Below are 12637 nucleotides of genomic sequence, written 5' to 3' on the forward strand. Positions count from 1 at the left end.
AAGAAAGGAAAGTGAAAAGATGGAATTGAAGTTTAAAGATATGGATGGAATCGATGAAGTTACTGTAACTCAAATTCATGTTAAAGTTGGAGATAATGTAAAAAAAGGTGATAATGTTGTTGATATCGAAGCAGATAAAGCTTCAGATAGTATTAAAGCCGAAGCAGATGGTAAAGTTTCTAAGATTCTTGTTAAAGAAGGAGAAAGTATTAAGTCAGGTGCTGTTATTGTTGAGTTTGGTGGGACGATTAGTGATAATAAAAGTCCTTCATCAACAAATTCTTCACCAAAATCTGAATCAGTTGCTAGTACATCTACAGTATCACCAGTTGAATTACCAAAACAAAATGTGCAACCTATTCAACAAACGGGTAAAGTATTAGCAACACCATTAGCACGTAGAATGGCTCGTGACTTAGGTGTTGATATGGGAACAATTAAAGGAACTGGTCCTCGTGGTAGAATTTTAAAAGATGATTTATTAAATGCCAAGAATGGTGGTACAACAACTAGTGCTACTGCATCAACAACACCTATTAATTCAATATCTTCAGTTTCTGCTACAACTATTAGTTCACAAGTTATTAATGTTACTAAAATCGAAAGTTTTGGTAATGTTGAACATTTACCATTATCAGGAATTCGTAAGGCTGTTGCTAATCAAATGTCATTATCAGTTTATACAGCACCACATGTTAGTTTAATGATTAATGTTGATGCTGAAAACTTAGTACAATTACGTGCAACTTTAAAAGAACCAGCGGAAAAAGATCCAGATGGTAGTGCTAAATTAACATTTATGCCATTCTTTGTAAAGGCTGTTGCTAAAGCGTTAAAAGAAGAACGATTTAAATTACTTAATTCAACTTTGAACATGGCTAATAATGAAATTCTTGTTAAAAAATATTATAACATTGGTATGGCAGCTGATACTGAAAAGGGTTTAGTAGTTCCTGTTATTAAAAATGCTGATCAACTTTCATTATTTGAAATAGCAAGACAAGTTAATTCATTGGGTGATAAAGCTCGTAAGGGACTATTAAAAGGTGATGAAATGCAAGGTGGATCATTTACTATTACTAATTTTGGTTCAGCAGGAATTGAAATGGGAACACCAGTTATTAATTATCCAGAAGTAGCAATTTTGGGTCTAGGAATGATGCAAAAAAAACTAATTATTGCTGATGGTAAAATTGTTGAACATAAGTTCTTTCCGTTATCACTTTCAATTGATCATCGTGTTATTGATGGTGCACCTGCTGGTTATTTCCTTTCTCGACTTAAAGAGTTATTAGAAAATCCAACATTAATTTTAGCTTAAGGAGAAAATGTAAAAGATGTCTAACTATGATTTTTATTTAATAATTATCGGGGCAGGTCCTGGTGGTTATGTAACAGCGGCTCGAGCAGCAAAGATGGGTTTAAAAACTGCAATTGTTGAAAAAGATAACTGAGGTGGAGTCTGTTTAAATGTTGGATGTATTCCTACTAAGACGTTACTAAAGGGCGCAAAAGTTTTTCATTATATTGAAAATGCTGATAAATATGGTGTTGCTATTAAAGATAAAAAAAATATTGAAATTAATTGAAAAGTAATGCAAGATCGTAAAGCTGGTGTTGTTAAAGGTTTAACTGGTGGTGTTGGCTTTTTAATGAAATCTAATAAAGTTGAACAATTATTAGGGACTGGAAGTGCTATTGATAAAAATACGATTTTAGTGAAAGCTAAAGACGGTAAAGAAAAGAAATATACTACTAAATATATGATAATTGCTACTGGTTCAAAAGTAAAAATGTTTGATAATCCTAATGGTCCACAAGGTTTAAGTGAAAAAGATTTAAAAACAAACCAAACATTATTAACTTCGACTGAAATTCTTTCTTTAAAAGAAGTTCCAAAAACACTAACTATTATTGGTGGTGGTGTTATTGGAATTGAGTTTGCTTGTTTATTTAGTACACTTGGTACTAAAGTTACTATTATTGAATATTTAGATCGTATTTTAGCATTACTAGATGAAGATATTAGTACAACTTTAACTAAAATTCTTGAAAAAAATGGTGTTAATATTATTACTGGTCATAGTGTTAATGAATTAAAGGATAAAACTTTAACTTATTATGCTGCAACCGATAAAGAACATAAAAAACCATTAACAGTAACTAGTGACTATTGTTTATTAAGTACTGGAAGAACGCCAATTACTGAAGGTTTTACTAATTTGGGAATTCAAATTAAGCCTAATCAAGCATTTGCCGTAAATAATAAATTGGAAGCTTTAGATGCTAACAATAATGTTATTGATAATATATATGTAATTGGAGATGCTAATGGACAAAGAATGCTTGCTCACGTTGCGTCAACACAAGGATTAGCAGCACTTAATAATATTTTAGTTAAAGAAGATAGAACGGATGCTGATAATCAGCCATTGAAAGAGCAAGAAGTAGATTATAATAAAATGCCTAGTTGTATTTATTCATTCCCTGAAGTGGCAAGTGTTGGTTTAACTGAAACTGAATGTAAATCTTTAGGTAAAGAATATTTGATGAAGAAAATACCATTTACTATTAATGGTAAGGCATTGGCTGATGGTGAGACTGATGGTTTTGTTAAAATAATTATTGATAAAAAATATGGAGAAATCCTAGGTGCTCATATTTTATGTTCAACGGCTACTGATATAATTGCTGAAATTGTTAATATTATGCAAACGGAAGGTACTATTGTTGAATTAGCCTCTTCTTGTCATCCACATCCAACAATGTCAGAAGTAGTTATGGATGTTGCACAAGATTTAGAATTAGAATGATACAAAGTTAATAAAAAATAGAAAAAAATAAAAATGTACCTAAAAATTTGAACTTGTCAAGAAAAGTGGACAATAAAAGTAACCTTTTATTAAATTTTATAAAATAGCGTTTGTAAGTGTTAAATTTATAGGTATGAACTAATTATTTGTTGGTTTGGAATGAGCTAATCGATATTCGATTGGACTCATTCCTTTTAATTTTATTTGAGGTCGATAATTATTATAAAAGTAAATATATTTAGGTAAGTTGTCTTGTATTCATTCAATAGTTCTATTTTTTCTTGGAATTTGATATAGAAATTCTGTTTTCATTGTTCCAAATCAAGTTTCAGTAGCACCATTATCACAGGAATTACCTCTTCTAGACATTGAAATTTTTATTTTTTAATTCATCACATAAAATTTTATAAGAAGGATTTGTATAGTGAAATCCTTGATCTGATTGTAAAATTCATGAAGTAGGTTTTTGAGCATTAACTCAAGCTTGGATAATGTTTTGGACAACAAATGTCATGTCTAAACTTGCACTTATTTTATAATCTAATATTTCATTATTATGAAAATCTTTAACAATTGATAAATAATATGTTTTACCATTAGTTAATAAATAAGTTATATCAGTACCTAATTTTTCATTTAAATTAGTAGTTGAAAAATCACGTTTTAATAAATTATCATATCTTAAACTTCCTGATTTAGTTCTATAATCAAATTTTTTTATGCGAACCTTAGCTTTTAAACTCATATTTTTCATATATCTATATACAATATGAAATTTTAATTTTAAATTATAAATTTTGTTAATTCATAAAGTTATCATTTTATAACCATAAATTTCTTGAAATTCATAAAAAATATTTTTAATTATATTAGCTAAAAATGTATCTCATTTATTAAATTCATTCATTCCATTCTTAATTCACTTATAATATCCTGATTTTGAAACATTTAATAATCAACATAAATAACTAATCTGATATTTTTTCTTCAATGAGAAAATCACAAAATATTTCTTCTTTTTTGTCGATTTTTCTAAATACTTTTTTATATCGTTCATTGCCTCAATATATTCAATTAATTCTTGTTTTGTCATTTCATTAAAATTTAAAGATTTGGGTCGACCTGTTCTTTTGGTTTTTTTAGCACGAATTCCATTGCCATATTCTAAACCTTTTTCACCTAATAATTTATATGCTTTAATTCATTCTTTTATTGATGATCGACCAATACCATACTCTAATGCTGTTTTATCAATTGTTTTAATTTTACTTATTTTTATTATTTTTAACTTTTCTTCTTTTGATAGTCATTTAGCCATAAAAAAATGAACACCTTCCTTAAAGTATTTTTAACACAAAGGTTACAATTCTGTGTCTACTTTATTCTAGATGTTCATAGTAGTGACAAGTTAATTTTATAATGATATTTAAAAATATTTATCTATGATCTATAAATAAAAAAAGTGTAAAAAAATTACTTTAATTTTCTAAGTAAAAAATTAAAGTAATCATTATTTTTAAATAACCTTATTGATTTGATTTTTTGTTTTATATTCAATAAATATTTTTTGAAAAAGAGGATCTGTTAAAACATTATTTAATACTAGTTGTTCATATGTTTCATAGTTGTGATTTCTTTGCACATAATATGTTTCATAAGCAAATAAGTGCATAATCATATTACCAATGGTAGGATTACTTTCTTTATTATTTTTTCAAAGTATTTCTTGTAGTTTAATACCGTGTTTTTTAAATAACATATTCATTGAATGTTTTATTTTATGTGGTCTAGTTAATATTAATTTTTCAATAGCACTACTAATATTAAGACCATTAGCAAATATATCATCTAAACTATGAATAAAATTTCTCAATTGAATTAATTCGAGATCTTCAAATAATTCTTCATTATCTTGCAAAATTTTTTTCATTAATAACATTTTAACATGACTATCATTTTGTTCAATATAAATAGGAATTTTAATCATATTAGTGAAACTTCTAATGATTGGAATTAATTCTTGTTTAAATTGATAGCCTAAATGGTAGTGAATTATAAAAAATAATAATAAAAGATTTTCATATATTTTATTTAAATTCAAAAAGGTAAGTGATTTTTTATGTTCATCTATTGTTTTAATAAATGACTGATGGAATTGAGTGATAATATTAATAATATCTTGTGAAGTATTTTCCAAACATACGTTTTTAAAATTGGTAAGTATATTTTTTTTATATATAAGATTTGCATTATTAAATTCTTTTAAAGCATTTTTATAATAATCTGTTGTGAATGTTTCTGAAAGTTCTTTTTGTAAACTATTAATTTTTTCTTCATCACAAAGAATAACTGCATCTTGATAGTTTAAAAATAAAACAATTCAATTTATACACATTTTTTTTTGATCAACAGTTAAATTTGTATCAACGAAACATTGGAATAAAGCACCGCCAGTTTCAATGATACACTCATCAGCTGTTTTGTTAATTAACATTATTTGGCACCTAACTTTCTTTTTTGTAGTTTTAATAATTTAATTAAAAAGTGTTTTAAGGTCAACTATCTTCTTTAATATTCTATCATTATAAATGACTTTTTTAAATTTTAGTAAAAATTACCAATTTTAATAATTTTTTTAAACAAGTTAAAAAATGACTATTAACTTTAGATTTTTAAATCATTAGATAATCAGATGTATTTTTTTGTTCAATAGTTAAGTTTGCATCAATGAAACATTGAAATAAAAAACCTCTATTTTAATGATGTAATTATTAGTTGTTATATTAATTAACATTATTTGGCACCTAACTTTCTTTTATAATTTGATAACTTTTAATTAAAATATATTTTAAAAGTCAGTTATCTCTTTTAATCTCCTATCATTATAAATGACTTTTTTAAATTTTAGTAAAAATTACCAATTTTAATAATTTTTCCTGAATTGTAAAATTAAAAAGGACATTTATATAAAAATTAAATTGTGTTAATTCTATAATTAAGAAAAGAAAGGAATTAGCACAATGTATAAGTATCTGACTATTGAATCAATAATAGCAATAAAAGAATATAAAAGTTATGAATTTTCAATTCGTAAAATAGCAAAAGCTGTTGATTATAGTAAATCAACTGTACATAGAGTTTGCAGATTATTAAATCAAAACTTATTACCATTAGAAATATTGAATCAAATTCAAAAAAAGAAGCAAAATGCAGGTAGAAAATTAATAATTTTAACTTTAACAGAAATTAATACTATTAATTATTTGTTAATTACTAAAAATTATGCGCTTGATATAATTGCTAATTTTTTAAAGGAAAATAAAATAAAAAGTATTTCAACAAAAACTTTATATAACATGTTTAAAACAAATCGAATGGGTTTTGATGAAAATAACTTATTGAGAAAAGGAAAAAATAAACCTCATAAACAAAAAGAAACTAGAGGACGAATTAATAATTGTAAATCTATTCATGAAAGAAATTTAATCATTCCTAATATTAAAAATATACAAGAATTTGGTCATTTAGAGGGTGATACTATCATTGGTAAAGATCATAAAAGTTCTATTATTACTTTAGCTGATATATGATCAAAAACCACAATTCCTTTAGTTTCTAAAAATCATAAAGCAAAAAATATTACAAAAAGTATAATAAAATTTATTTCAAAGTTACAAAAAGGAACAGTTAAAACTATTACTTTTGATCGTGGTAAAGAATTTAGTAAATGAAAATTAATCGAAAAAATTTGCAATGTTAAGATTTATTTTGCAGATCCTGGCAAACCTTGTCAAAGAGGTTTAAATGAAAATAATAATGGTATTTTAAGAAGATATTTACCAAAATCTACAGATCTATCTTTATATAAACAAAAAGACTTAAATGCTATAGCATTTCAAATTAATTCTACACCCAGAAAATCACTATCTTATAAAAGCCCAATAGACTTAATACAATTATTTTAAAAACTGTCCCATTTGTCCCATTTATATTTACAATTCAGGTGAAAAAAGTAAATATAGAAATAAAACTCATGAAAATGAAAAAAAATCACAAATCATAAGATTTAAATAATTATTATATGTCAAAAAAATCATTTTAAATAAATTATTTTTTTAATTATTTTACTAAATTTAAAAATATTGCGTATAATTTATATAATGTCAAAATTTAAGAATAACGGAGAATGAAAAATGTCTGAACAAGAAAAAGTTTCTGCTGAACAAAAAATTATTAATATTGCAGTGATAGCACACGTCGATGTTGGAAAGTCAACATTAGTTGATGCTTTATTAAAGCAATCAAATATTTTTCATCAAAACCAAGTTATTGTTGAACAAATAATGGATATTAATGATCAAGAACGTCAACGAGGAATTACTATTTATTCTAAAAATTGTTCAATCATGCATGGTAATACAAAAATTAATATTATTGATACACCTGGTCATGCTGACTTTTCCTCTGAAGTTGAAAGAATTATGAAAACAGTAGACTGTGTTATTTTACTAGTTGATAGTGTTGAGGGACCAATGCCACAAACTCGTTTTGTATTGCAAAAAGCACTAGAACATAACTTAAATCCAATTTTAATGATTAACAAAATTGATAAAAAGGACCAAAGAATTGAAGAAGTAAAAGATGAAGTATTAGAACTTTTTATGGAATTAAATCCTAATGATGAACAGTTAGACTTTCCAACACTTTATGGAATTACTAAACAAGGTATTGCCCAATATGAATTGAATCAACCAAGTGAAAATTTAGAACCATTATTTGAAACAATTATTAAACATGCTAAAATTTCTAAATTAGTAAAATATAATGAGCCTTTACAAATGCAAATTAGTTCATTAGATTATGATAGTTTTATTGGCAGAATTGGAATTGGTAGATTATTTCAAGGTACTATTTCTGAAGGACAAGAAATAATTGTTGTTGATGATTATGATTTAAAAAGAAAAGCTAAAGTAAAATATTTATTTGTTTATCAAGGATTAAAACGAGTAGCTGTTAAAAACGCTGTTGCTGGTGATATTGTTTGCATAGCGGGTATTGAAAATATAACAATTGGTAATACTATTTGTGATAAAGATAATGTTGTGCCAATGGAACCAATTACAATACAGGCCCCAACAATGTCAATGAATTTCCTTGTTAATAATTCACCATTTTCTGGAACTGAAGGTAAACTAGTAACTAGTAATAAAATTAAAGAACGTTTAACAAGAGAATTAGAAACTAATGTTGGTTTAAAAATAGAACAATTATTTGGAAGTAATGCTGATGGTTTTAAAGTTTTTGGTCGTGGTGAATTACATTTATCTGTTTTAATTGAAAATATGCGTCGCGAAGGCTTTGAATTAGGTATTTCTAAACCGGAAGTAGTATTTAAAAAAGATGAAAAAGGACACACCACTGAACCAGTCGAAGAAATTATTTTAAATCATCCTACTGAATATAGTAGTACTGTTATTAATAATTTAAATCTAAGAAAAGGTATTATGACTAATATGGATTCTGATAATGTTCGTGATAAAATTATTTTTCATATTCCAACAAGAGGATTAATTGGATTTGGTCGTCAATACGTTAATATTACTCGCGGAACTGGTGTTATGGTTCGTAGTTTCCTTACATATGAACCATTAAAAGGCGAAATTAATAATAACAGAAATGGCGTTCTAGTAAGTATGATTACAGGGACAACATTACCTTATGCTTTAAATTCTTTAGAAGAACGTGGTACTTTATTTGTTAAACCACAAACTAAAGTGTATGAAGGAATGATTATTGGTTTAAGTAATCGTGATAAAGATTTAGATGTTAATCCTTGCAAAGCAAAACAATTAACAAATACTAGAAGTTCAGGTAATGATGAAGCTGTTAGATTAACACCACCAACTATTTTTAGTTTAGAAGAATCTTTAGAATTTATTTCTAGCGATGAATTAGTTGAAGTAACACCACAAAATATTCGTATGCGTAAAAAATTCTTGACTGAAAATGAACGTAAACAAAATAGAAATCGTAAGTAATACTTATGATTTTTTTAAAAAATTAAAAGGATTATAGAGGCTTTTGGGACTTTCCAGCAATCTGTGTAACTTACTGATTTTACAACTAAAATTTATTTAAAAAACACAGTTTTTAGGAAAGTCCCAGGCTTGTAATCTGTGTATCTTTGTTTTACAAAGTACTAGTTTAGATTAATTCTATCTTCAAATTTTATCATAAAATGAGCAATTGCTGTATTTCAATTTTGAATGGGCATTGTTCATTTTTTTGTTATATTTTCAATTGCTAAATAAAATATTTTAAAAACTGCCATATCATTAGGAAAAACTTTTTTATTTCTGATAACTTTTCGTAATTGACTATTTACAGATTCAATAGCATTTGTTGTATAAATCACTCTTTTAATTTCTGCAGGATAACTAATAAAAACAATTAAATTATCTCAATTTTTATATCAAGATTTAGCAATTTGAGGATATTGTTTATTTCACTTATTTTCAAAGGATTCTAAAGCCTGCATTGCTTGTTCTTCACTACATGCAGTATAAATTGGTTTTAAATCTGCAACTAGAGATTTTCTATGCTTATATGAGACATATTTCAAACTATTTCTAATTTGATGAACTATGCATAATTGATGTTCTGTTTTAAGATAAACTGATTGTATTGCTTCTGACATGCCTGTTAAATTATCACTGCAGGCAATAAGAATATCATTTAAGCCACGATTTTTCATTTCTGTTAAATTTGCTAATCAAAATTTAGCACCTTCATTTTCACTAATTCATAAACCTAAAACATCTTTTTTACCTTCTAAATCAACTCCTAAAGCTATATAAACTGATTTATTAATAATCCTTTTATCTTGTCGTACTTTCACTATTATGCAATCAAAATAAACAATCGGATAGACACTTTCTAATGGTCGATTTTGCCATGCTTTTACATCATCAATAACATCATCAGTAATTTGACTAATAACACTTTCACTAATATCAGCACCATGATATAACTCTTGTAATTGCATTCTAATATCTGATAATGTCATACCTTTTGCATATAAAGAAAGAACTTGTTGATCAAAACCATCAAATCTTCTTTGTCTTTTTGCAACTATTACAGGATTAAAATTACTATTGCGATCTCGTGGTACATCAATCTCAATTTTACCTTGTTGAGTTATTAATTTTTTTGAACTTATACCATTACGAGCATTGTCACTATTACTATGTTGATTCTTATCATATCCTAAATAATTTTGCATCTCAGAATTCAAGATTTTTTCTACTAATCTTTTTGTTAATTCTTTATACAATCCTCCCTCTTTAAAAACTGTTGTTAAATCTTCAGTATTTTCTAATAATAAATCTACTGCTTTTGATATTGGATCATTATTATTAATATTTTGCTTTTTAGCCATCTGTAACTCACTCTTTCTAGTCATTTAATTATATTTACTAGAATTAATTAAACATAGTTATTTTTGTAAGTTACACAGATTACTAAACATTACCAAAATAAATCCAACACCAACTCCAAGTCGTTCAAATTGAAAAGAAGTAGGAGAAGTTATAACAGATAAAAATAATAATAATCAAAATTATATAAAATATATATTTAAAGATAAAACACATTATAGAATATATATAAGTTATGGTGATTATACAACTAAAGAAAATAATAAAAATTATAGTTGAGAAATAATTAATTTTTATTATCAATTAGATACAAGCGTTGTAAAAAGTAGTTTATGAATAGCAAATAATAACAATAACCAACAAACTGAAATTAATATGGTAATGTTTAGTAATCTGTGTAACTTACAAAAATAACTATGTTTAATTAATTCTAGTAAATATAATTAAATGACTAGAAAGAGTGAGTTACAGATGGCTAAAAAGCAAAATATTAATAATAATGATCCAATATCAAAAGCAGTAGATTTATTATTAGAAAATACTGAAGATTTAACAACAGTTTTTAAAGAGGGGGGATTGTATAAAGAATTAACAAAAAAGATTAGTAGAAAAAATGTTGAATTCTGAGATGCAAAATTATTTAGGATATGATAAGAATCAACATAGTAATAGTGACAATGCTCGTAATGGTATAAGTTCAAAAAAATTAATAACTCAACAAGGTAAAATTGAGATTGATGTACCACGAGATCGCAATAGTAATTTTAATCCTGTAATAGTTGCAAAAAAGACAAAGAAGATTTGAAGGTTTTGATCAACAAGTTCTTTCTTTATATGCAAAAGGTATGACATTATCAGATATTAGAATGCAATTACAAGAGTTATATCATGGTGCTGATATTAGTGAAAGTGTTATTAGTCAAATTACTGATGATGTTATTGATGATGTAAAAGCATGGCAAAATCGACCATTAGAAAGTGTCTATCCGATTGTTTATTTTGATTGCATAATAGTGAAAGTACGACAAGATAAAAGGATTATTAATAAATCAGTTTATATAGCTTTAGGAGTTGATTTAGAAGGTAAAAAAGATGTTTTAGGTTTATGAATTAGTGAAAATGAAGGTGCTAAATTTTGATTAGCAAATTTAACAGAAATGAAAAATCGTGGCTTAAATGATATTCTTATTGCCTGCAGTGATAATTTAACAGGCATGTCATAAGCAATACAATCAGTTTATCTTAAAACAGAACATCAATTATGCATAGTTCATCAAATTAGAAATAGTTTGAAATATGTCTCATATAAGCATAGAAAATCTCTAGTTGCAGATTTAAAACCAATTTATACTGCATGTAGTGAAGAACAAGCAATGCAGGCTTTAGAATCCTTTGAAAATAAGTGAAATAAACAATATCCTCAAATTGCTAAATCTTGATATAAAAATTGAGATAATTTAATTGTTTTTATTAGTTATCCTGCAGAAATTAAAAGAGTGATTTATACAACAAATGCTATTGAATCTGTAAATAGTCAATTACGAAAAGTTATCAGAAATAAAAAAGTTTTTCCTAATGATATGGCAGTTTTTAAAATATTTTATTTAGCAATTGAAAATATAACAAAAAAATGAACAATGCCCATTCAAAATTGAAATACAGCAATTGCTCATTTTATGATAAAATTTGAAGATAGAATTAATCTAAACTAGTACTTTGTAAAACAAAGATACACAGATTACATAAAAGCCTCAAAGTCCCTATTTATTGTTATTCCATTTAAATTTTTTAATTCTTTTAATTTATCTATTATTTCTAAAATATCTTGTTTAGTAATGGTTATTCTCCTTTTATTTTTAAAATTGAGATATATATTAGATATCCTATTGCTAAAATTAAACCAATTGTGATTAATATTATTAAACTAGCAACTAGTTCATATCATATAGGTACGTTCATCAATTCTCATTTACTTAAGTAAAATCAATGTGTAAATCAATATCAAAACGTCATTAATTTATTCTCCTTTTATAAATTTAAATTGCATATTTCCTATTGTATCTCTATTATTACCACAAATAATTAAATAGCCAGTTTGATTATTTTCTAATATTCATGAATAATAAATACATTGTGGATATAATTTTGGATATAAATTTAATGCTAATAAATAACATAAAGCATCTTCTTTATTTTTTAATAATCCAACAGTTGGACATTTTATTTCTTTTGGACTTTTTTCATTATAAAATCATTCAGTTCTAATGTTTCTCATTATTTCACATCCTTTTCTTCATCACACATATCACATTCTCCAAAATAATAATATTCTACGTTATAATTTATATAATGTTTACATGGTTTTAAATTATCTTTATTCATTATCAA

9 protein-coding genes and 1 pseudogene are annotated in these 12637 nt (G+C 25.5%); 5 read left to right on the forward strand and 5 right to left on the reverse strand.

Translation table 4 applies throughout. From position 1 onward, the window contains the following. The first annotated feature begins 19 nt into the window (after positions 1 to 19). Positions 20 to 1321 (forward strand): dihydrolipoamide acetyltransferase family protein, encoded by a 1302-nt coding sequence (locus ACQH20_RS04565; RefSeq protein ID WP_425376677.1) that lies wholly within the window; start codon positions 20 to 22, stop codon positions 1319 to 1321. Between the two features lie 16 nt (positions 1322 to 1337). Next, the gene (gene lpdA / locus ACQH20_RS04570; RefSeq protein ID WP_425376678.1) at positions 1338 to 2834 is read left to right on the forward strand and encodes a dihydrolipoyl dehydrogenase; all 1497 of its coding nucleotides are present in this window, start codon (positions 1338 to 1340) and stop codon (positions 2832 to 2834) included. A 117-nt stretch (positions 2835 to 2951) separates the two neighbouring features. Here lpdA and ACQH20_RS04575 read toward each other — a convergent pair whose 3' ends face one another. The 3 genes from ACQH20_RS04575 to ACQH20_RS04585 form a co-directional block, all read right to left on the reverse strand. Then, a complete protein-coding gene (locus tag ACQH20_RS04575; protein ID WP_425376679.1) occupies positions 2952 to 3182 on the reverse strand; it encodes an IS3 family transposase in 231 nt (76 codons plus the stop codon). Further along, positions 3175 to 4131, reverse strand: coding sequence for an IS3 family transposase (locus ACQH20_RS04580; protein WP_425376680.1), 957 nt, complete (start codon positions 4129 to 4131; stop codon positions 3175 to 3177). The genes ACQH20_RS04575 and ACQH20_RS04580 overlap by 8 nt, the downstream gene beginning before the upstream one ends. 198 nt (positions 4132 to 4329) lie before the next feature. After that, the gene (locus ACQH20_RS04585) at positions 4330 to 5307 is read right to left on the reverse strand and encodes a hypothetical protein (RefSeq protein ID WP_425376681.1); all 978 of its coding nucleotides are present in this window, start codon (positions 5305 to 5307) and stop codon (positions 4330 to 4332) included. Positions 5308 to 5833: 526 nt separating this feature from the next. Between ACQH20_RS04585 and ACQH20_RS04590 the strand changes: the two genes are divergently transcribed. Continuing rightward, the gene (locus ACQH20_RS04590; RefSeq protein ID WP_425376682.1) at positions 5834 to 6778 is read left to right on the forward strand and encodes an IS30 family transposase; all 945 of its coding nucleotides are present in this window, start codon (positions 5834 to 5836) and stop codon (positions 6776 to 6778) included. A gap of 228 nt (positions 6779 to 7006) precedes the next feature. Then, the gene (gene typA / locus ACQH20_RS04595; RefSeq protein ID WP_425376683.1) at positions 7007 to 8851 is read left to right on the forward strand and encodes a translational GTPase TypA; all 1845 of its coding nucleotides are present in this window, start codon (positions 7007 to 7009) and stop codon (positions 8849 to 8851) included. Positions 8852 to 9012: 161 nt separating this feature from the next. Here the strand turns inward: typA and ACQH20_RS04600 are convergent, their stop codons facing one another. Then, the gene (locus tag ACQH20_RS04600; RefSeq protein ID WP_425377583.1) at positions 9013 to 10251 is read right to left on the reverse strand and encodes an IS256 family transposase; all 1239 of its coding nucleotides are present in this window, start codon (positions 10249 to 10251) and stop codon (positions 9013 to 9015) included. 469 nt (positions 10252 to 10720) lie between these two features. On the opposite strand from ACQH20_RS04600, the pseudogene ACQH20_RS04605 reads away from it, so the two are divergent. Continuing rightward, positions 10721 to 11961, forward strand: a pseudogene (locus ACQH20_RS04605) (IS256 family transposase). 305 nt (positions 11962 to 12266) lie between these two features. Here ACQH20_RS04605 and ACQH20_RS04610 read toward each other — a convergent pair. Beyond that, positions 12267 to 12524, reverse strand: coding sequence for a hypothetical protein (locus ACQH20_RS04610; protein ID WP_425376684.1), 258 nt, complete (start codon positions 12522 to 12524; stop codon positions 12267 to 12269). Between the last annotated feature and the right edge of the window lie 113 nt (positions 12525 to 12637).

Source organism: Spiroplasma endosymbiont of Aleiodes alternator (assembly GCF_964031135.1).
Classification (GTDB): domain Bacteria; phylum Bacillota_I; class Bacilli_A; order Mycoplasmatales; family VBWQ01; genus Spiroplasma_E.